The sequence below is a fragment of the Streptomyces sp. NRRL F-5126 genome (assembly GCF_000721265.1).
In the GTDB taxonomy this organism is placed as follows: domain Bacteria; phylum Actinomycetota; class Actinomycetes; order Streptomycetales; family Streptomycetaceae; genus Streptomyces.
In genome coordinates, this window is the sequence record NZ_JOFZ01000015.1 from 187875 (window position 1) to 209755 (window position 21881).

Here is a 21881-nt window from a genome sequence, read left to right on the forward strand (position 1 = left end):
ATGGCCGGGGAGAAGGAGCGGAGGCTCGGCGACGGCACCACCCGGCGCTTCCTGCTCCTGATCTTCCTGCTGGTCGTGTCCAGCTATTCCCTGCTGTACGAGGTGGCCTCGCAATGGCGCGACCGTACGGGCTACCGGCACTGCATGAGCGCTGCCGTCACCGGGCCCGACGGCAAGGCGCCGTTTTCCGGCGACGCCGAGGTGCTCGCCTTCGGCCACCGCGCCGAAGCGTGCGAGCACGCACTGCTGTACCCGGCGTTCCTCCAGGCACTCGGCGGCACGATACTGGTCCTGCTCGCCACCTTTGTCCTTTACCGCATGATTCCGCGATGGCGGTGGCGCGGCAGCCGTCTGCGCACGGTGAGCCCGGTGGCGGAAACCGAGCTGCACGACGACCTCTGCCGACTGTGCGAACGCGCCGGGCTCACACGCCGTCCGCGATTCGCCGTCGATCCACGCGCGCTCTCGGCGGGGGCTGCGGTATTCGGCACGGGCAGGCGGGCGACGGTGTGCCTGCACGCCGGACTGCTGGTGAGGCGGAGCTCCGACCCGCGCCAGTTCGAGGCGGTGGTCCTGCACGAACTCGCGCACGTCGCCAACGCCGATGCCGGGCTGGGTTACGCGAGTGTCGCGCTGGGCCGTGTCTTCCTGATCGCGGTGCTGCTGCCCTACCTCTTCTTCGAGTGCTGGCTCCTGTCGCGAGGCCACGTGCCGGGCTCGACCGCGCCGCTCTCGGCGGAACAGTCGCCCAAGGCAAAGGATCTGCTGTTCGCGGTCATGCTGGTGTTCCAGGTCCAGTGGGCTCGTGCCGACATCCTCAGACACCGTGAACTCTTCGCGGACAAGGAGGCGGTCGGATGGGGCGCCGACCCCGAGGTGTGGCGGGCAGCGGCACGGACCGCGGCCCGGCGGGCCGGCTCACCGCTGCTGAGGCCGGCGCACTGGATCTCGCTGCCCTGGCGCACTCACCCGGGCCGGCCGCTGCGGGCCAGGTCCCTGGAGCGGCCGTGGCTTGGCAACCTCACGGCCACCGTCCTCGCCGTAAGCGGAATCCTCAGCCTGGTGTACGCACTGGACGAGAGCCGGCAGCTCGGTTTTTCGTGGCCGCTGGACGGGCCCCTCTCGTTGATCGCGTTCGTGCTGATCTGGGCGACGGCGTACGCGGCCAAGCCGCGGCTGGACCCGGCGCTCGTCGCAGCCGTCCGCGAGCGGGTCACCCGCGCTTTCGACGACGCCGTCGAGCGGAAAGAGCGACGACGAAAGAGACGACGAGAGAACGGGCCGCGGTGAACCGGTCCCGCGCCGCCCCGGCGCGTGAACCGGTCCCGCGCCGCCCCGGCGCACTGCCCCCTACCGGGGTATCACCCTCGGATTGGCTCTCTGGTGTGACGACCTGCCCGGCGCCGCCTCCCTACGTTGCTCTCCGTCATCTCGGACGGACGGAGGCCTAGGTTGGTGTCCATGATCTCAGTGGAGGCCGGTCCACCGCGCGCGCTGCTGGCGGGGGCGTCGCGCCGGTGGGTACGGCTGCTGCCGTGGGGCGTGGCGTTCGTGCTGTGCGTCGCGCTGCTGCCGACCACCATCCAGGTCCTCACCGCCGACTACGGGCTGAACGGCGGGGTCGCGAGCGCGCTGGCCGTCGCCCAGACGGCGCCGCTGCTGCTCGCCGTCGTCCGGCCGCTGCAGGCCTGGTACGTGGTCTTCGCGGCGGACGTGGCCGGGGCGATCGCCCTGCTCACCGTCGACTTCCCGGCGCAGCGCCTGTGGCCTTTCCCACCCATGGAGATCGTCGGGTACGTCGGCCTGTGCCTCGCGCTCGGCCTGCGCGAGCGGCGCCGCACGCTGCTGCTCGTGTGGCTGGCGACGGCGGGCGCGAACGTCGGCCTGGTGTTCGCCGCGCCCCACGGCGCGAGCGGCATGAGCGTGCTGCTCACCATCCTCGGCGGCGCAGCACTCGTGCTCGGCGGCGCGCTGCGCGAGCGGTACGAGGCGCAGCGCAGGCTGGCCGAGCAGGAGACGATCAGCGAGGCCGAGCGCGGCCGGCGCACGCTGCTCGAGGAGCGTGCGCGCATCGCGCGCGAGCTGCACGACGTGGTGGCGCACCACATGTCGATCATCACGGTGCAGGCGGACACGGCGGCGTACCGGCTCGACGGGTTGCCGCCGAGGGTCCGCGAGGAGTTCACGTCCATCGCGGCCACCGCGCGCGAGTCGCTCGGCGAGATGCGGCGCCTGCTGGGCGTCCTGCGCAACGAGGAGGCGCGCGGCGAGCTCGCGCCCCAGCCGGGCCTGACGCGGATCGGGCAGCTCGTGGAGGCGACGGTGCGTGCGGGCGTGCCCGTCGAGTTCACCGGCTGCGATGCCGAGGTGGGCGAGGCCGTGGGCCTGTCCGCGTACCGCATCGTCCAGGAGGCGCTCGCGAACGTCGTGCGGCACGCGCCGGGTGCGCCGACGCGGGTGTCGGTGTCCGAGGCGGGTGCGCCGGGCAGTGCGCGGCTCATCGTCCTCGTCGTCAACGGGCCCCCGCCGCGGCCGCCCACCGCTCCCCTGGAGGACAGCGGCAGCACCGGGCACGGCCTCGTCGGCATGCGCGAACGGGTACGGCTGGTGGGCGGCGAACTGGACGCCGGGCCGCTGCCCGACGGCGGCTTCCGGGTGGCGGCACGGCTGCCGGTGGCGGGGACAGGGACCGAAGCGGGGACAGAGACCGAAGCGGGGGCCGGGACCGAAGCGGGGGCCGGGACCGGTTCCGGCGACGACAGCGAGGGGACGGCATGACGATCCGGGTCATCATCGTCGACGACCAGGCCATGGTGCGGGCCGGCTTCGCCGCGCTGCTCGCCGCGCAGAGCGACATCGACGTGGTGGGCGAGGCACCGGACGGCGCGCAGGGCGTCGAGCTGAGCGGGCGCACCCACCCCGACGTCGTGCTGATGGACGTCCGCATGCCCGAGATGGACGGTCTTGAGGCCGCACGCCGCATCCTCGCGCCCCCGCCGGACGGTCGGCAGCACCGGCCGCGCGTGCTGATGCTCACCACGTTCGACGTCGACGACTACGTGTACGAGGCGCTGCGCGCCGGCGCCAGCGGGTTCCTGCTGAAGGACGCGCCGCCGGCCGACCTCGTCTCGGCGGTACGCGTCGTGGCGGCGGGCGACGCGCTGCTCGCGCCGTCCGTCACGCGCCGCCTCGTCGCCGACTTCGCCCGCCAGCGCCCCGCCGGCCGCGGCAAGCCCGCGCTGCGGCTGAAGGCCCTGACGCAGCGCGAGACCGAGGTCCTCACGCTGGTGGCGCGCGGCCTGTCCAACGCGGAGATCGCGCGCACGCTGGTGCTGGCCGAGCAGACGGTGAAGACGCACGTGAGCCGTGTCCTCACCAAGCTCGACCTGCGCGATCGCGCCCAGGCCGTCGTCTTCGCCTACGAATCCGGTCTTGTGGCCCCGGGCGAGTAGGACAGCCCCGGCCGCCCACCCCCTACCGGGGTAGCACGTCCACCTTGGCTCCGCGGTATGACGCCCGGCGCGAAGCCGCCCCCGCACACTCCACCGCGTCACCAGGAACGGATCACGGAGGAGTGGAACATGAGGCTACGCAGCGGCAAGCGGCGCGGTGCGGAACGCGGGGATGGCCGCCCGGACGACCGGCCGGACACGACGGCCGCCGCATCCGGTCCCGCCGTCGAACTGCGCGGTGTCCAGCGGCGGTACGGGCGCGGGGCGGGCGCCGTGCACGCCCTCGCGGGCGTCGACCTGGCGCTGCCGCGCGCCACGTTCACCGCGGTCATGGGCCCGTCGGGGTCCGGCAAGTCCACCTTCCTGCAGTGCGCCGCCGGGCTCGACCGGCCGACTGCGGGGTCCGTGCGCCTCGGCGGCACGGAGATCACCGGCATGCGCGAGAACGAGCTCACCGAACTGCGCCGCGACCGCCTCGGCTTCGTCTTCCAGGCGTTCAACCTGCTGCCGTCGCTGACCGTGGAGCAGAACGTCCTGCTGCCCATGCGCCTCGCCGGGCGGCGCGGGGGCCACGGCCGGGCGTCCGCGGTACTCGCCCAGGTCGGGCTCGCCGGCATGGCGCGGCGCCGGCCGGCGGAGCTCTCCGGCGGGCAGCAGCAGCGGGTGGCCGTCGCCCGCGCCCTGGTCACCGCCCCTGACGTGGTCTTCGCCGACGAGCCCACCGGCGCGCTCGACACCGGCACGGCCGCCGAGGTGCTCGGCCTGCTGCGGCACGCTGTCGACGCGCTCGGCGCGACCGTCGTCATGGTCACCCACGACCCGGCCGCGGCCGCCTGGGCCGATCGCGTGCTGTTCCTCGCCGACGGCGCCTTCGCCGACCGCCTGGAGCGGGGGTCGGCGGAGCGCATCGCGGCGCGGATGGCGGCGCTCACCGCCCGTTCCGCCGGTGCGCGCGCGACGGCGGGGACGGGGGCAGTGGCATGAGGCGCCCCAACGGGCTCGCCCGCGCGGCCGTCCGCTTCAAACCCGCGTCGTTCGCCGGGACCTTCGTCGCGCTGATGATGTCCGCGCTGATCGTCACGGCCTGCGGTGTGCTGCTCGAAACGAGCCTGCGCGCGTCGGTGCCGCCCGAGCGGTACGCGGGCGTGCCGGTCGTCGCCGCGGCGGACCAGTACGAGTACACCGTCACGGGCAGCGGCGAGGACCGCGAGAAGGAGGCGACCCCGCTGCCGGACACCGCACGGGTGGACACCGCTCTCGCGGCGAAGGCCGCGAAGGCGCCGGGCGCGGCAGGCGCCGTCCCGGACTTCACGTTCCCCGTGCGCGCGGCGGACGCGGGCGCGCCGGACACAGGCGCGGCCGCGGGCTCGGCCGCCCGCACGCCGCGCGTCCAGGGCGGCGCACTCACCGCGCACGGCTGGGGCTCCCACGTCTTCACCGGTACCGCGCTGACCAGCGGATCGGCGCCGCACCAGGGCGAGGTCGTGCTCGACGCGGGCACGGCACGCGCGGCGAAGGCCGGCGTCGGCGACACCGTCGCACTGGGCACCGCCGCCGGGCGGCGGGACTTCCGCGTCGCGGGCATCGCCGAGGCCGGGCCCGGTGACACGGCACGGGACGGCGGCGGCACGGGCTCGCTCGCCTGGTTCTCCGACGCGCAGTCCCCCGTGCTCGCCGGCCACCCCGGCAAGGCGGACGCCATCGCCGTGACGGCCGACCGGGGCGCGGATACGGGCGCCCTCGCCGCTGCCGTGAAGAAGGCCCTGGCCGGCTCGGGCGCCGAGGTGCACACCGGCGACGGCCGCGGCGCCGTCGAGGCGCCGGGACTCGGCTACGCCAAGCAGACGCTCTTCGCGCTCGGCGGCTCCTTCGGCGGGATCGCCGCCATCGTCGCGGTCTTCACCGCGGCCGGGACCGTGGCCCTCTCCGTGTCCCAGCGCGCCCGCGAGTTCGCGCTGCTGCGCGCCGTCGGCGCCACCCCGCGGCAGATCCGCCGCGCGGTCGCCTCGGAGGCGCTGCTCGTCGCGCCGCTCGCCGGGATCGCCGGCTGCCTGCCCGGCATCGGGCTCGCGCACTGGTGGTTCGGGCAGTTGCAGGACCGTGGCGCGATCCCGCAGGGCGTGCGCGTGCACGTGTCGGGGCTCCCGCTGCTCGCCGCCGTCGCCATCGGGCTGCTCACCGCGCTCGGCGCCGGCTGGGCGGCCGGGCGCAGGCCCGCGAGGACCAAGCCGGGGCAGGCGCTCGCCGATGCGTCGTTCGAGCGGCTCCGGCCGGGCGTGGTGCGTACGGTGCTGGGCGTCGGCGCCATCGTCGGCGGCTCGTTCCTGACCGGCCTCGCCGCCCGTTCCACGGGGGACGACGCGGCCGGCGCGGCCCTCGGCGTCGTCCTGTGCTTCATGCTCGCCGTCGGGCTGCTCGGGCCGCTGGTGGCGCGGGCGTGCGCGGGCCTCTTCGGCCTGCCGCTGCGGGCCGCCGGCCCGGCCGGCCGGCTCGCCGCCGCCAACTCCCGTGCCAACGCGCGCCGCCTCGCCTCCGTGGTCACCCCGATCGTGCTCGCCATGGCCTTCTCCTCGACGCTCGTCTTCATGCACACCAGCGAGGACCACGCCGCGGGCGAGCAGCTGCGCGCGGGCATCACCGCGGACCATGTGGTCACGGGCCCGGCCGGGCTCCCGGTGGACGCGGCGGCGCAAGCCGCCCGGACGCCCGGCGTGGACGCGGCCGTCGGCCTGCTGGACACGCAGGTGCTTGTGCCTGTCGGCTCCGGCGAGTTCAAGTCGCTGCTGGGTGCGCCGACGCAGGGTGTCGCCGCCCCGGGCGCCGAACTCGCGCAGGTGCAGGACCTGGACGTGCGCGCGGGCAGCCTCGACCGGCTGGGCAAGGGCCGTGTCGCCATCGGCGAGACCCTGGCCGACTCGTCGCACGCGGGCGTCGGCGACCGGCTGCCGCTCTACCTGCCGGACGGCACGAAGGCGGCCCCGGAGGTCGTCGCGGTCTACGGGCGCGGGCTCGGCCTGGCCGCGGTGACCATGGACCGGGCGTCCCTGGCCGGGCACGTCACCTCGGGTTTCGACGACACCCTGCTGGTGAACGGCGGATCGGTGACCTCGCTCTCCGCCCTCGGCAAGGTCACCGACGCATCCGGCTACGCCACGCAGCGGAGCCTCGACGACAGGCTGGGCGCCTGGTCCAACTACACGATGGCCGCGGTGCTCGGCGGCTTCGCCGCCGTCGCCGCCGTCAACACCCTGGTGATGACGGTGCTCGACCGCCGGCGCGAGCTGCGCACGCTGCGCCTCGTCGGCACCACACGGCGCCAGGTGCTGCGGATGCTGCATGGGGAGGGGCTGCTGGCGGCAGCGGCCGGTGTGGTGCTCGGCACGGCGATCGCCGCGGCGACGCTCATCCCGATGATGCGCGGCACGACGGGCGAGGCACCGTACGTGCCGCCGCTGGAGTACGGGGCCTTCGCGGCCGCTGCCGGCGGCCTGGCGCTGCTCGCGGTCACACTGCCCGCGCGTGCGGCACTGCGCCGCCGGGCGTAGGAGGCCGGTTGCAGGAGGCCGGGTGCAGGACGCACCGGCCCGCCCCGGTCGTGGTGACGGCCGGGGCGGGCCGGTGGGTGTTGCGGGCGCGTCAGCTCATCGTGAACGCGTCCAGGTCGAACAGGTCGCCGCTGCCTCCCTTGAAGACGAAGTACAGCTTGTGTGTCCCGCCCGGGTCGGTCACCGGTGCGCTGACGCTCTGGTAGGCGCCGCCGGTGTCACCGACCGTCGCCGTGCCGGCCAGCGGGCCGTCCGGCGCGTCGGTGTGCACCTCGATGGTGCCGCCCGCGCCGCTCGACGCCGCCCGGAAGTCGATCCCGCTGACCCCCTGGAGGTCGTACGGGTCGAACTCGATCCAGTCACCATCGCTGATCGACGTGACCGCCGTGCCCTGCGCGCCGTTGCCCGACGCCGTCTCGACGCCGGACTGCGAGCGGAAGAACTCCGCCTGCCTGCCCTTGGGCTGCAGCACGATCTGCGTCGTGCCGGTGAGGGCCGGGACCCCCGCCGTCGGGGAGGTGTCGGTGTAGCTCGCGGTGAAGATGCCGTAGAAGTCGTCGGCGTCGGTGTGGCCCGCCGTCGTCATGGTGAACGTGCCGCCGCACCCCGTGGCCTGGGAGAGGTTGTGGGAGTGCATGTCGTGGCCCAGCGAGTAGTTGACCTGGACCTTGGAGCAGTCCACCGGGGTGCCGTCCGGGTCGGTCGCGTCGATCTTCCACGCGACCTGGTCGCCGTCCTTGAACGTCAGCCCGTTCGGCGGCTGGGAGAACGACAGGACGGGCGCGGAGTTGCCCACCGTGATCAGGACGGCGGCGACACCCGTTCTGCCGCTCGGGTCGGACACCGTCAGCCTGGCGTGGTACTGGCCGTCGGCGGCGTAGGTGAACGACGGGGTGGCGCTGGTGGAGTCGGTCGTACCGTCGTTGTCGAAGTCCCACGCGTAGGTGAGCCGGTCGTTCTCCGGGTCGGTCGAACCCGTGCCGTCGAACGTGACGGTCAGCGGTGTCGTGCCCGAGGTGACGTCGGTCTTGATGGCCGCGGTCGGCGCCTTGTCGCCCGGCGCGTACTCGATCTTGTAGAGCCCGGCGTCGAGTGAGCCGCCGAACCAGGCGCTGCCGTAGTCGAGCACGTAGAGCGAGCCGTCGGGCCCGAACTGCGTGTCGATGGGCTCGACCAGGTGGGCCCAGTCGTTGCCGTCGGTCAGCGTGTCGATCGACTGGATCTTCCCGCTGCTGTCGGAGGCGATCGGCTTGATCCAGTGGGCGCCGAACTCGTAGGCGAAGAACTTCCCGTCATAGCTCTCGGGGAACTTGGCCGCGGACTTCAGCCCCGGGTCGTAGTCGTAGACCGGTCCGCCCATCGGCGCGCCCTGGCCGCCGAGTTCGGGGAAGAGCGGGTTGCCGGCGTAGTGGTTCCAGATCCAGGCCGGCTGGGCCGGTGGCAGGTTCTTCAGGCCGGTGTTCAGCGGGGCGTCGTTCACCGGGTGTGCGCAGTCGAAGGGCTGCCCCGACTTGCCCGTGGCGAAGTCGTACTGCACGTACGGTGTGTTGTCGCCTATGCAGTACGGCCAGCCGAAGTAGCCGGGCTTGGTGATGCGGTTGTACTCGACGGTGTTCTCGGGACCGCGCTTCGGGTCCGCACTGCCGGCGTCCGGGCCGTAGTCGGCGAGGTAGACGACGTCGGTCTTCTTGTCGACGTGGAACCTGAAGGGGTTGCGGAAGCCCATCGCGTAGATCTCGGGGCGGGTCTTCGGTGTGCCCTTGGGGAACAGGTTGCCCTTCGGGATCGTGTAGGTGCCGTTGTTGTGCACCTTGATCCGCAGCAGCTTGCCCCGCAGGTCGTTGGTGTTGGCCGTGGAACGCTCGTTGTCGAAGACGGGGTTGCGGTCCGGCCGCCGGTCGATGGGGGCGTAGCCGTCGGACTCGAACGGGTTGGAGTCGTCGCCGGTGCTCAGCAGCAGGTTGCCGTGGCCGTCGAAGTGCATGTCGCCGGCGACGTGGCAGCACTGCCCGCGGTCGGTGTCGACCTGGAGGACCTTCTTCTCGCTCGACATGTCGAGCTTGCCGCCGGTGAAGGTGAACCGGGACACCTGGTTGTAGCCCTTGTACGGCGCGAAGTCGGCGGCGGTGCCGCTCTCCGGGGCGTCGGACATCGGCGTGTCGAGCCTCGGCGCGTAGTAGACGTACACCCAGTGGTTCTTGGCGAAGTGCGGGTCGAGCACGATGGTCTGCAGCCCGTCCTCGTCGTGGGTGTACACCGACAGCTTCGCCGCCACGTCGGTGAGACCGTCGAGGGTCGTGTGGTAGACGGTGCCGTCGCGGGAGGTGTGCAGTGCGCTCCCGTCGGGCAGCACCGCGAGCCCCATGGGCTCACCCACCTGGTCGGGCCCCTTGGCGAGGGTGACCTGCTGGAAGTCGGACGTCGCGGCGCTCGGCGCGGCAGCGGCCGAGGGGCCGGGTGCCTGGGAGTGTGCCTGCGCGGACGACGATCCGGCCACCGCGACCCCCACGCCGAGCATGGCGCTCAACGTGGCGGTGAGTAGCCGTCTCACTGGTGTACGCACGTACTTCCTGCCTCTCTTGGGACGCTGCGACGGACATCGCGCGAGCGGTCGCGTCGCGCGGGAACAGCGGGAACGGGGGGTGGGAAGCGGGGGCTCCGAGAGGGGCCCGTCCCTTGATGAAGTGTCACGAGCGTTGCGCCCTGACCATGGACTGTCAACCAGGTACTGCCCGGTAGCAGCGTTTCATGGCCTCAAGTGGCCATATCTTTTGCTCGTACGGTGAAAAGCCACGGTGATGCGTGGTGAACTATCGATGGCCCTGGGCATTAGTCGTCCCGCCTGAGGCCCGACACCCGGGGTGAGGGCGTCGAGGACGCCTCCCCCATCCATCACGGCCCGCCGCGGTCCACCGCGGCCCAGTGCTCCACCAGTGAGGAGTGATGATGGGTCAGTTCGCCCATGACTTCGATCGCAGAGGTTTCCTGCGCGCGGCAGCCGCAGGCACCGTGGCCATCGGCGCGGCCACCTTCGCGGGCGCCGTGCCCGCGGCGGCTGCCCAGAAGCCCGCCACCGACGCCGCTTCACGCGGCGCCTGCCTGACCATCCCCAAGGACGCCATCGGCATCCAGCTCTACAGCGTGCGCGACAAGGTCGGCCGACTCGGCTTCCGCGCCGTCTTCGAGGAGCTGTCGCGGATGGGGTACAAGGAGGTCGAGTTCGCCGGCTACACGCAGGACACCTCCATACTCGGCCGGCAGATCACCGTGCCCGAGATCCGCACACTGCTCGACGACAACGGGTTGCGCGCCATCGGCAGCCACATCGGGATCGGCGCCTTCCGCAGCAACCTGCAGCAGGAACTGGACAACGCCGAGATCCTCGGCATGCCGAACATCGGTACGCCCAACGCCCCTTCGGACACCCCGACGGTCGCGGGCTACAAGGCCGCCGCTGAGGAGTTCAACGGCTGGGGCGAGGCCGCCACGGCGCGCGGGCTCAAGCTCTACCAGCACAACCACTGGGCCGAGTGGGCCTTCGCCTCCGACCGGCCCGAGGTGCGCCTCTACGACGTCTTCATGGACAACACCGACCCGGCCCACGTCTACCTGGAGATGGACGTGTACTGGGCCTTCGTCGGCCAGTTCCGCTACCCGGGCTTCGATCCGGCCGCGTACGTCCGCAGGCACCCCTACCGGTACACGCTGTTCCACATGAAGGACGGCACGTCCGACCCGAACGCGGCCGACGGTTACGACATGACCGAATTCGGCGCCGGAGACATGCGCTACCAGCGCTTCATCCACGCGATCGGCCCCTTCGGCAACCACCACGGGATCTGGGAGCAGGACAACGCACCCGGTACCCAGCCGGACCCGCCCGGCTCGCTCGGTGCGGCTCAGCACAGCTACACCGCGCTCGCGGACCTGCTCTCCTGACCCGCTGCGCCCGGCGCCCCGTCTCCCTTTCTCCCCCGCTCTTGCCGGGGAGAAGGGGAGACGGGGTTTCGCATGCCCCGAGCGGGCTCGCGTCAGATCAGCCTGCGCCGCGCGGCCCAGGCGACGGCCTCGATGACGCTGCTGACGCCGATCTTGTCGCACACGCCGCGGCACCGCCGGCGCACCGTGCGGGGGCAGACGTTGAGCCGCCGGGCGACGGACTCGACCGGCAGGCCTGTCGCCAGCAGCGACAGCAGACGCACCTCGTCGCTGTGCAGGTACTCGTCGCCGGTCTGGGGCCGCCGGTCTGTCTGGTAGCTGAGCGCGGACACTTCAGTCCTCCTTCGCCGTGTGCGGCCGGGCCGGGAACGCGGGGAAGGCCACCGCTCGGAGGCCTGGACCCGTGATCGACCGCAGGGTCGTCCAACGCTTAAAATCGTTTCAAGTAAACCTTTCGCATGCACACGGTCAAGAGTGACTCCGCCGATTGATCCGAGTACGTCCTCGTCGGCACCAAATCTTCCGGCCTGTCCGGCTCGTGCAGAGCCGGGCCCGGGGCTGCCGCCCCGAGCCCGGCGCCGACCGCCTCCCTCTACAGGTCCCGCACCCGGATGTTGCGGAATTCGATCAGGTCGTTGTCACTGTGGTTCTGCAGCCCCACGTAGCCGCTGAAGAACTGACGCAGGTCCGTGGGCGGATCGCCCGCACGCGACGACGACTTGCCGGGGGTGTTGTCGAACTCGTTGATCACCACGCCGTTGCGGATGATCGTGTAGTGCTGTCCGACGACCCGGATCTCGTAGTCGTTCCACTGGCCCTTCGGGGTCACCCTCGCCTGGTCGAGGCCGAGTGGGTCGAAGTTGTACACCGAGCCCGTCTTCTGCGGCTCGCTGCCGGTGCCGTCGTAGATCTGGATCTCGTTCCCGCAGTAGATCGCCACCCACTCGGGGGCCGAGCGGGCTGCTCCCGTCGTGCTGCAGCCCTCGGGCCGCTGGTCCAGTGGCGTGCGCGGGTCGGGGAACCTCACGAAGACACCGCTGTTGGCCCGGTTGTCGCCCGGAGCGGCGTCCCGGAACTGCAGCCTGATCGAGTAGTCCTTGAACGGCTGCTTGCTGTACCAGAGCATGCCCATGCCGCCGGAGCTGTGCAGGGTGCCGTCGGGCAGGAGCGAGAAGCTCCCCGCGCCCGCCTGGCTCCAGCCGGCCAGACTCTTCGCCGACCCGTCGAAGACGGGCCGGTATCCCGCGGTCTTGCCGATGGGCGATCGGGCGGCGTCCTTCTTGAGCGTCGCCGCTTCCTTGTTGTCGAGAACGCCGTCCTTGCGGAACTGGTTCACGAGGCCGTTCAGGTGGCTGACGAACGCGCCGTGGCTCGACCAGGTGGACTCGTCGTCGACCAGGTCGTTGATCGTGCACCCGCCGCCGGCCTTGTGGTTGGCCACGCCCGTGTCGCTGTCGAGCAGGTGCACCGTGGCGCGGGCGTCGGGCGCCGTGCAGCCCGCCGTCACGTCGATCTTGCCGGTGGACTGCTCGCCGTTGGCGTACATCACCTTCAGGGTGGCGTGGTAGGTGCCGTACGAGGCGTACGTGTGCACCGGGTCGGCCTCGTGCGACGGCCGGCTGCCGTCACCGAAGTCCCACTCCCAGGCGACGCCGCCCGCCTTCGCGGCCGAGAACTGGACCGTCCGCGGCTGCGTCTGCTTGACGACACGGCCCGCCGCGTCGCTCGGGTTCGGCGTGGCCGGGCCGCCGTGGTAGGCGACGCGGACCAGCTTCTGGTTCGGGTCGAGGCTGAAGAAGCCGCCGGCGTAGTCGAGCAGGTAGAGCGCGCCGTCGGGCCCGAACTTCGCGTCCATCCAGCTCTGGACCTTGTTGTCGCCCACCCCGCCGGGGAGGATCTTGCGCAGGTCCTCGCCGAAGGCCGGCTGGGAGTGGTCCTTGACCTGGTCGGGGGTGACGGTGACCGCGACACGGTTGTTCGCGTTGGACTCGTCACCGATGAACCACTTGTTGTCCCAGTACGCGGGCCAGGCGACGCCACTGCTGGTGTCGACCTCCGAGCGGTGGTAGGTGGGGCCGTCCATGATGGCCTGGCCGCCGCCCTTGAGGTACGGCTCGGTGTACTTCTCGTCGCTCTGCACGTACGTGGGCAGCCCGCTGCCGTCGTCGCGCTTCGGGTAGACCACACCGCCGCCCTGGGGCGAGTACCAGATCATGTTCTTGCTGATGGGCGGCAGGTCCACGAGGCCGGTGTTGCGCGGCGAGGTGTTCTTCGGGTGGTCGCAGTCGTACCAGCCCGTCAGCACGCTCGCGTCGGTGTTGCTGCGGTCGCGGTACGGCTGCTTGTTGCCCATGCAGTACGGCCAGCCCTGGTTGCCCGCCGAGGTGATGACGGTCGCCGTCTCGTACTTGGCCGGGCCGAGCTCCGGGTCGGGAGTCGGCGCGTCGGGACCGACCCAGCCCGCGGTGAGCCAGTTGTTCTTCTTGTCCCAGGCGATCCGGGCGATGTTGCGCACGCCCATCACGTAGATCTCCGGGCGGGTCTTGCCGCCGCCCTCCTCCTTGCCGGTGAAGAGGTTGCCCTCGGGGATCGTGTACGTGCCGTCGGCCTCGGGGTGGATCCGCAGGATCTTGCCGTTGAGGTTGTTGGTGTTGCCGGCCGTGCGGCGTGCGTCCTGGAACGACAGGCCCTTGTAGTCCTTGGTCCAGTTGTTGCCGGAGTAGCCGGCGCCCGCGCCCAGCGAGGAGTTGTTGTCACCGACGCCGATGTAGAGGTTGCCCTTGTTGTCGAACGTCATGCCGCCGCCGGCGTGGCAGCAGCTGTGGATCTGCGCGGTCCAGTGCAGCAGGTCCTTGCGGGTGGACTGGTCGATCGACTGCTTCTTGGCGTCGTAAGTCAGCCGCGAGACGGTTCTCTGGCCCGTCTGCTTGTCCCGGTCGATCGACTCGTGCGGCATCCAGTAGACGTAGATCCAGCCGTTCTGCTCGAACTTGGGGTCCAGCGTGATGCCGACCAGGCCCTCCTCGTTCTTGACCAGCTCGTCGCCGCTGCCCCGGTTGCCCATCACGTCGAGCGTGGTGAGCAGCTTGACCTTCTTGGTCTTGGGGTCCCACTGGTGGATCGTGCCGCAGCCGAGCCCCACCTTCGGGTCGCTCCAGTCGGGGATCGGGCCGCTCGGGCAGGCCGCCTTGCCGATGTAGAGGACCTTGCCGTCGGGGGCGACCGTCAGGCCGTGCGGCTCACCGATCTGGTCGAGCTGCCCCGGCTGGTTCTTGGCGGTGAGCCGTTCGACCGAGTAGTTCGAGGCAATGGTCGCCTGGCAGTCGCCGCGCACCATGCCGGTCGTCCACTCGATGGCGCCGAGCAGATGGCTCTGGAACTTGGTGTCCGAGGTGTAGCTGTCCTCGGTGCGGCCCATACCGGTGTAGAAGGACCGGCCGCCGTCGTAGTCACGGCACCAGGAGATCGGGTGGAACGGGCCGTTGCCCGCCGGGCCCGGGTCGTAGGAGTTCTCCTCCACCTGGGCGACGGTCTGCACCTCGCCGTTCGGGTTCGGGTCCCAGTTCATCCACTGGTCGGACCGTTCCCACTTCAGCGGCAGGCCCTTGTTCGCCGGGTGCTGCCGGTCGGTGACGTCCACGACCGCCTTCTGCACCTTCGTCTCCGGCGCGGGCGCCGGGTCGGCGCCGAACAGCCGCAGCTCGGCCAACTGGATGAGCGGCTCACCGGAGTTGGCGGTGATGTCCAGCCGGTAGTACGGGTAGGCCGTGGTGTTGGTGAACTTGTACTGCTTGGTCTGGGCGCGGTCGGGGAAGCTCTGGCCGGTCTCGGTGTCCAGGGTCTTCCAGGACTTCCCGTCCTGCGAGCCCTGGAGACTCCAGTCCTTGGGGTCTCGGCCCGGGTAGTCGTTGCCCGACGTCAGCGCGTACTGGGACACGGCGACGGCGTGGTCCATCTTCGCCGTGACCCAGCCGGTCCTGTCGTGGGCCAGCCACTTGGTGGAGTTGCTGCCGTCGAACAGCTTGGCCTTGGTCTCGTTCGGCGGGTTGTCGTCGCTGGCCGTGACCTCCGCGACCTTCTCGGACGCGGGGAGGCCGGCGGCCGGGCGCGTGCCGATCAGGCCGGTGAACCAGTTGGAGTCGGCGTCCGCGCGCGCGGCGTCGTGGACGCCGACGAAGCCGCCGCCGCCCTTGACGTACGCCTGGAACGCGGACTCCTCGTCGGAGGTGAGGGACACGCCCTTGGCGGACAGGAAGACGACGCCCCGGTACTTGGCCAGGCTGTCGGCGGTGAAGACGGACGGGTCGTCCGACTCGTCGACGGAGAAGCCGTTCTTCTGCCCGAGCTCCTCGACCGCCGAGGCGGCGGCCTTGACGGGGTCGTCCTGCTTAGCGGCAGGACCGTGGAAGACCAGGACCTTCACCGAGGACGCGGCGGCGGTGCTCCGGCCTTCGGCCTTCGCGGTCCTGGGCTGCGCTTGTGCCTGCATGGTCGGCAGCGCGGCCAGCCCCAGTGCCAGCGCCGAGCTGGACAGCAGGACGACCGCACGGCGCCATGGCCGTGCGTTGCGGTGGGTCCGCACGCGGGGCGACGGTGGTGCTCCGCTCCGTCGATACTGTGCGTACCGGTCTCTTCGGCCCATTCTTGCTCCTTGACTCGATCCGACAACGTCCGTTGTGGTCGTGGGGGGTGGAGCGGGGGGACGGGGCGTTCGCGGGCCGCGCCCGTCACATGCCGTGCGTGCCGCCGGGGACGGATCCGTCGGCCTCGGTCACCAGGAACGTGCCGTACATCCCCATGTCCGCGTGGCTCTGGACGTGGCAGTGGTACATCCACATGCCGGCGCCGACGCCTTCGCCGGCGATCACCTGGAAGCCGAAGGAGTCGGCGGGTCCTGTCGTCTTGTTGTCGATGACGCGGCTGACGTCCTTGGGGCCCTGCAGTATCCCGGTGCGGTTGTCCACCCAGCGGTGGCCGTGCACGTGGAAGGTGTGGAAGAAGTCGCCGTGGGTGATCATGATGAACTCCACCCGCTCGCCACGCACGGCCTTGAAGGTGGGGGTGTCGGGGGCGATCCTGTTGTTGATCGTCATGTTGTTGAACACGACCGTGAACTGCTTGTCGGGCAGCACATCGCCCTTGCGCCGCACCACGACGGGGCCGTACAGGCCCTGCTTGATCCCCTCGGTGCCGTGCCTGGTACCGACGTTGTGGTCGTGGTAGTGCCAATAGCCGGCGCTGCCGGGCCGCCAGGTGCCGTCGTGGCTCTTGCCGGGTGTGTGGGTGCGCCAGACGTAGGTGCGTCTGGCGCCCGGCTGGACGACGCTGTCGTTCATCAGGGTGCCGTCGCTCGCGACGTCGTAGTCCAGGCCGTGCACGTGCAGGCTGGCGGCGACGTCGAGGTTGTTGACCACCTCGATGTTCATGGTGTCGCCCTCGGTCAGCTCGATGAGCGGGCCGGGGATCGTCGCCTTGCCGGGCTCAAGGCCGTAGCCCATCTCCCCGTTCGGCAGCTTCTCCATGTACAGCGTCAGGTCGCGTACCTGACCGCCCTTGCCGCCTTTGCCGTTGCCGTTTCCGTTGCCGCTTCCGTTGCCCGTGGGGTCGGCCGCGGCGGCGGAGCCGAGCAGGGTGGGGACGGCGGCCGCCGCCGCTGCCCCGATGGCGAACGACCGCCGGGAGATGGGGCGTCGAGCGTCCGCGCCTGAGTCCGTCATCGCTCTCCAATCCGCGACAGGCGCGTGCGCCTGCGGGCGTTTCGTGGTCGTGAGGTGCGCCGCTTCGGGCAACACAGCTTCCGTACGCGGCGGTTGGCAGTGACATGCCGGGCATTCGGCCCCGCGGGGCCGGCGGAGCGTGGCACGGGCGGATCCGCGGTCAGGGTGACGGACCGCACCCAGGAACGGCCTCACCGTAACGGCGCCGCACGAGTTTTTCCAGACCCAGGTCAAAGTTCGTCGGATTGCGGGCATAGACCTTGGCGAACCATCAAAAGAGAGCTAGCTTCCGAACGTTGTCACGCGCGAGCTCCGCGTGACACCCACCCGGCCCGGCGGCTGGTCATCCACCCGGCGGAACCGCCGATCCGTGCGCGGTACCGCAACAAGCGATTCGCGAAAGGTGCAGCGGTGTTCAGAAGACTGCTCCATGCCCAGACGGATCCGCCCCCCTCAGGCTCGGCGCGACGGCACACGTTCAGCAGGCATCCGGTGCTGGTGGCGCTGGTGGCCGTACTGCTCACGGCGTTCTCGCTGGCCGCGCCGGCCGCGTACGCGGCGGTCAGCCGCGGCGGCGCCCAGGCGGCCACGGCAGCGCCCGAACAGGTGCTCACCTGGACCGCGGGAGACAACTACCTGGGATACATGTCCGCCCCCACCACCGCGGTGGCCGGGCCGGCGACGATCGTGTTCGAGAACAGCGCGGCGACCGGCAACACGACCGGGCTGCCACACACGCTGACGTTCGACACCTCGAACCCCGACTACAACAACGACGTCAGCCTCAACATCCAGGCGAGCCCGTCGGACTCCAGTGGTGGCAGGCACACGGCCGAGGTCACCCTGACCCCCGGTGTCTACCGCTACTTCTGCACGATGCCCGGACACATCATGTCGGGCGAGCTGACCGTCACGGCCGCCCCTGGCGATGACGACACGACGGCACCCGACGCCTCGGCCTCGGTGTCGGGGACGAAGGACGCCAATGGCGACTACGTCGGCGGCGCGACCGTGACCGTGACCGCCTCCGACGCCGACTCGGGCGTCGCCAAGGTGGAGTACGCGCTCGACGGCGGCGCCTTCACGCCGTACACCGACCCCGTCCAGGTGGACACCGCGGGCGACCACTCGCTCTCGTACCGGGCGACCGACAAGGCCGGCAACACCTCGGACGCCAAGTCCGTCTCGTTCACCGTCGTCGCCGCACCGCCCGAGGACACGACCGCACCCGACACCTCCGCCACCGTCTCAGGCACCAAGGACGACGCCGGCGACTACGTCGGCAGCGCGACCGTGACCGTCACCGCCTCCGACGCCGACTCGGGCGTCGCCAAGGTGGAGTACGCCCTCGACGGCGGCGCCTTCACGCCGTACACCGACCCCGTCCAGGTGGACACCGCGGGCGACCACTCGCTCTCGTACCGGGCCACCGACAAGGCCGGCAACACCTCAGGCGCGAAGGCCGTCTCGTTCACCGTGGTCGTCGCCGCACCGCCCGAGGACACGACCGCACCCGACACCTCCGCCACCGTCTCGGGCACCAAGGACGACTCCGGCGCCTACGTCGCCAACGCGACGGTGACCGTCACCGCGTCCGACACGGAGTCGGGCGTCGCCACCATCGAGTACGCGCTCGACGGAGGTGCCTACGCGGACTACACCGCGCCCGTGCTCGTCAGCGACACGGGCGACCACACGTTCTCCTACCGGGCGACGGACAAGGCCGGGAACACCTCGGACGCCAAGTCCGTGTCGTTCACCGTGGCCGCCGCCCCGCCGCAGGACACGACCGCACCCGACACCTCCGCCACCGTCTCGGGCACCAAGGACGACTCCGGCGACTATGTCGGCAGCGCGAGCGTGGCGGTGAGCGCCTCGGACGCCGGCTCCGGCGTGGCCGGCATCGAGTACTCGCTCGACGGCGGCCCCTACCTGCCGTACTCGGCGCCGGTGGCGATCAACAGGTCGGGAGACCACACCTTCCTGTACCGGGCCACCGACAGGGCCGGCAACACGTCCGGCGCCAAGTCGCTCTCCCTGACCGTCGTCGACAGCAAGCCGCCCACCAACTGCCCGGAGACGGATGACCGTTCCACGGTGTTCGCCGGCACGGTGGACACCGGCGTCCCCAACCGCGTGACCGCGAACGGCTGCACGATCAACGAGCTGATCGAGGACCACCGGGCCTGGGCCAACCACGGCACGTTCGTCTCGCAGGTCGGCAAGCTCGTCGCGCGACTGCGCCACGAGGGTGTCATCGACCAGCGGGAAACGGCTCAGATCAAGAAGGCGGCCGGACGCTCCGACGTGGGCAAGCCGCACGCGGCTCACGCACAGAGGTGAGGTGAGGTGCGGGCGCGGGGCCGCGCCACCGCGGCCCCGCGCCCGCACGGACCGACGCAGCAGGCAGGCGGGGCTTCAACCCGCCTTTGTCCACTGCGAGATAAAAGTTCAACCGGTGTCCGCACAACTTCTTTCGTGTTCGACACCACGATGGTACGGTCCTTTTGAAAGTGGCACCCCGAACTGCCGGGCGTGCAGGCGTATTTCCACGACGGGAGGGCGGCGTGAGGCGAATGACGGCTCGACCGGCCAATGTCCATCAGGCCAGGCTGCTGCGCCTGCTGCGCGACCTCGGTCCGCAGTCCCGAGTCGCCCTGGGCAACCAGGTCGAACTGTCGCGCTCCAAGCTCGCGGTCGAGATCGACCGGCTGCTTGAGACGGGCCTCGCCGTCCAGGACGGCCTCGCCGCCTCCCGCGGCGGCCGCCGCTCGCACAACGTCAGGATCGCCCCGTCGCTGCGCTTCCTCGGCGTGGACATCGGCGCCACCTCGGTGGACGCCGCCGTCACCAACGCGGAGCTCGAGGTGCTCGGCCACCTGTCCGAACCCCTCGACGTGCGCGAGGGCCCGGTCGTCGTTTTCGAGCGGGTGCTCGCCCTGGCCGCCAAGTTGCGCGAGGCCGGCCTCGCCGAGCACTTCGACGGCGCCGGCATCGGGCTGCCCGGGCCCGTCAGGTTTCCCGAGGGCGTCCCGGTCGCACCGCCGATCATGCCGGGGTGGGACGGGTTCCCCGTCCGCGAGGCGCTGAGCCAGGAGCTCGGCTGCCCCGTCCTCGTCGACAACGACGTGAACCTGATGGCGCTCGGCGAGCAGCAGGCCGGTGTCGCACGGTCCGCGCGCGACTTCCTGTGCGTCAAGGTCGGCACCGGCATCGGCTGCGGCATCGTCGTCGGCGGCGCGGTCCACCGCGGTGTCACCGGCAGCGCGGGCGACATCGGGCACATCCAGGTGGACCCGAACGGCCCGCAGTGTGCCTGCGGCAACGTCGGCTGCCTCGAAGCACACTTCGGCGGCCACGCCCTCGTGCGCGACGCGACCGCGCTCGCCGAGTCGGGCCGTTCCGCGGAGCTGGCGGCGCGGCTCGAAGCGGCCGGGCGGCTGATCCCGCAGGACGTGGCGGCGGCCGCCGGCGCAGGTGACACGGCGGCCCTGGAGATGATCCGGGCCGGCGGCACCCGCACCGGACAGGTCATCGCGGGCCTCGTCAGCTTCTTCAACCCCGGACTCGTGGTCATCGGGGGCGGCCTCACGGGGCTCGGCCACACTCTGCTCGCCGCCATCCGCACCCAGGTCTACCGGCAGTCCCTGCCGCTGGCGACCGGCAACCTGCCGATCGTCCTCGGCGAACTCGGCCAGATCGCCGGCGTCGTCGGCGCCACCCGTCTCATCAGCGACCACGTCTTCTCGCCGGCCTGACGCCCCCGAGCGCGGCCGGATCCCGTTCCCCCGCGAACGGACGCGTTCCCGCGTCCGTCACCCGCGCCCACAAGACCAGGAGCGCCTATGGACAGTCAGCACCGCCCGCCCGAGATCGGGGTGGGCATGGTCGGATACGCATTCATGGGCCAGGCGCACTCTCATGCCTGGCGCACCGTCGCCTCCGCCTTCGACCTGCCCATGCGCCCGGTCATGGCCGCCCTCGGAGGGCGCGAGCAGGCGGCACTTCAGCAAGCGGCCGCGCGTCTGGGCTGGGCCGCGACCGAGACCGACTGGCGCGCCCTGATCGCACGCCCCGACGTTGCGCTCGTGGACATCTGCACCCCGGGTTCGAGCCACGCCGAGATCGCCATCGCGGCGCTGGAGGCGGGCAAGCACGTGTTGTGCGAGAAGCCGCTCGCCAACACCGTCGAGGAGGCGGAGGCCATGGCGGCCGCCGCGGCCTCGGCCGCACGCCGCGGTGTGCGCTCGATGGTGGGGTTCAGCTACCGGCGCGCACCGGCGCTCGCGTTCGCCCGCCGGCTGATCGCCGACGGCCGCCTCGGCACCCTGCGGCACGTACGCACCCAGTACCTCCAGGACTGGATCGTCGATCCCGAATTCCCGCTGGTGTGGCGGCTGAAACGCGAGCACGCCGGCTCCGGCGCGCTCGGCGACCTCGGCGCCCACATCGTCGACCTGGCCCAGTTCCTCGTCGGCGAGCCGCTTTCGGGTGTCGCAGCCCTGACGGAGACGTTCGTACGCGAACGCCCGCTGCCCGCTGCCTCGGCGGGACTCGCGGCCACCCCCGACGGGACGGCCGCGCGCGGGCCCGTGACGGTGGACGACGCGGCGCTGTTCCTCGGCAGGTTCCCCGGCGGCGCGGTCGCCTCGTTCGAGGCCACCAGGGTCGCCTCCGGCCGGAAGAACGCGCTGCGCATCGAGATCAACGGAGACCGGGGCAGCCTCGCCTTCGACATGGAACGCATGAACGAGCTGGAGTTCCACGACCACACGGAGCCGGCCGCGACGGCGGGCTTCCGCCGGATCCTCGCCACCGAACCCGACCACCCCTACCTCGAAGGGTGGTGGCCGCCGGGCCACGGACTCGGCTACGACCACACCTTCGTGCACCAGATGCGCGACCTGATCCACGCCATCGGCGAGGACCGCGACCCGGAGCCGTCCTTCGCGGACGGCCTGCGGGTGCAGCGGGTGCTGGCCGCGGTGGAGGACAGCGCCGCGAACGGCAGCGCCTGGACGCCCGTCGATCACACGGGCACAGCGCCGGACGGCCCGCCGCCACCGCCCAGGACCGACACCCCTGTCACGGTCGCTCCCTGAAACAGGAGGACTTCAAGAAATACTCGCGAGTATCCGCTCGCCGAACAATTCGTATTCGCCGGCGGGGGAGGGCGGAACGCAATACCGCCCTGCCCCGGAACGGGTTTCGCCAATCATTCACGGCCG

At 71.4% G+C, this 21881-nt stretch carries 13 protein-coding genes and 2 pseudogenes; 9 read left to right on the forward strand and 6 right to left on the reverse strand.

Features of this window, described 5'->3' with window-relative positions; all coding sequences use genetic code 11:
- The 5 genes from IH48_RS0130300 to IH48_RS0130320 all read left to right on the forward strand — a co-directional run bounded on the left by IH48_RS0130300 (position 1) and on the right by IH48_RS0130320 (position 6997).
- Complete coding sequence (locus IH48_RS0130300; RefSeq protein WP_030911765.1) at positions 1-1290, forward strand: M48 family metalloprotease; 1290 nt, start codon at positions 1-3, stop codon at positions 1288-1290.
- Between the two features lie 171 nt (positions 1291-1461).
- Positions 1462-2778, forward strand: coding sequence for a sensor histidine kinase (locus tag IH48_RS0130305; protein WP_078850153.1), 1317 nt, complete (start codon positions 1462-1464; stop codon positions 2776-2778).
- Positions 2775-3452, forward strand: a complete 678-nt coding sequence (locus IH48_RS0130310; RefSeq protein ID WP_030911770.1) for a response regulator — start codon at positions 2775-2777, stop codon at positions 3450-3452. Before IH48_RS0130305 ends, IH48_RS0130310 begins: the two co-directional genes overlap by 4 nt.
- 129 nt (positions 3453-3581) lie before the next feature.
- A complete protein-coding gene (locus IH48_RS0130315) occupies positions 3582-4436 on the forward strand; it encodes an ABC transporter ATP-binding protein (protein WP_030911773.1) in 855 nt (284 codons plus the stop codon).
- Positions 4433-6997, forward strand: coding sequence for an ABC transporter permease (locus tag IH48_RS0130320; RefSeq protein ID WP_030911776.1), 2565 nt, complete (start codon positions 4433-4435; stop codon positions 6995-6997). Before IH48_RS0130315 ends, IH48_RS0130320 begins: the two co-directional genes overlap by 4 nt.
- A 91-nt stretch (positions 6998-7088) precedes the next feature.
- Here the strand turns inward: IH48_RS0130320 and IH48_RS0130325 are convergent, their stop codons facing one another.
- On the reverse strand, positions 7089-9515 hold the full coding sequence (locus IH48_RS0130325; RefSeq protein WP_051840878.1) for a PQQ-dependent sugar dehydrogenase: 2427 nt from the start codon (positions 9513-9515) through the stop codon (positions 7089-7091).
- Between the two features lie 425 nt (positions 9516-9940).
- Here IH48_RS0130325 and IH48_RS0130330 point away from each other — a divergent pair, with 425 nt between their 5' ends.
- On the forward strand, positions 9941-10936 hold the full coding sequence (locus tag IH48_RS0130330; RefSeq protein ID WP_234434431.1) for a sugar phosphate isomerase/epimerase family protein: 996 nt from the start codon (positions 9941-9943) through the stop codon (positions 10934-10936).
- Between the two features lie 92 nt (positions 10937-11028).
- On the opposite strand, the gene IH48_RS0130335 is transcribed toward IH48_RS0130330, so the two are convergent.
- The 5 genes and pseudogenes from IH48_RS0130335 to IH48_RS0130345 all read right to left on the reverse strand — a co-directional run bounded on the left by IH48_RS0130335 (position 11029) and on the right by IH48_RS0130345 (position 16653).
- On the reverse strand, positions 11029-11268 hold the full coding sequence (locus IH48_RS0130335) for a LuxR C-terminal-related transcriptional regulator (RefSeq protein WP_234434432.1): 240 nt from the start codon (positions 11266-11268) through the stop codon (positions 11029-11031).
- A 260-nt stretch (positions 11269-11528) separates the two neighbouring features.
- Positions 11529-12443: a 3-keto-disaccharide hydrolase gene (locus IH48_RS37225; RefSeq protein ID WP_267885334.1), complete on the reverse strand. Its 915-nt coding sequence runs from the start codon at positions 12441-12443 to the stop codon at positions 11529-11531.
- 9 nt (positions 12444-12452) lie between these two features.
- A pseudogene (locus tag IH48_RS0130340) lies at positions 12453-14630 on the reverse strand (ThuA domain-containing protein); the annotation flags it as partial.
- Between the two features lie 18 nt (positions 14631-14648).
- Positions 14649-15578: pseudogene (locus IH48_RS37550) on the reverse strand (ThuA domain-containing protein); the annotation flags it as partial.
- An 85-nt stretch (positions 15579-15663) separates the two neighbouring features.
- Complete coding sequence (locus IH48_RS0130345; RefSeq protein WP_030911790.1) at positions 15664-16653, reverse strand: multicopper oxidase domain-containing protein; 990 nt, start codon at positions 16651-16653, stop codon at positions 15664-15666.
- A gap of 492 nt (positions 16654-17145) precedes the next feature.
- Here IH48_RS0130345 and IH48_RS0130350 point away from each other — a divergent pair, with 492 nt between their 5' ends.
- From IH48_RS0130350 to IH48_RS0130360, 3 genes are all read left to right on the forward strand, one after another.
- On the forward strand, positions 17146-18996 hold the full coding sequence (locus IH48_RS0130350; protein ID WP_051840880.1) for an OmpL47-type beta-barrel domain-containing protein: 1851 nt from the start codon (positions 17146-17148) through the stop codon (positions 18994-18996).
- A gap of 233 nt (positions 18997-19229) precedes the next feature.
- Positions 19230-20411, forward strand: coding sequence for an ROK family protein (locus IH48_RS0130355; RefSeq protein ID WP_030911796.1), 1182 nt, complete (start codon positions 19230-19232; stop codon positions 20409-20411).
- Between the two features lie 87 nt (positions 20412-20498).
- On the forward strand, positions 20499-21755 hold the full coding sequence (locus IH48_RS0130360; RefSeq protein WP_051840882.1) for a Gfo/Idh/MocA family protein: 1257 nt from the start codon (positions 20499-20501) through the stop codon (positions 21753-21755).
- The last annotated feature ends 126 nt before the right edge of the window (positions 21756-21881 follow it).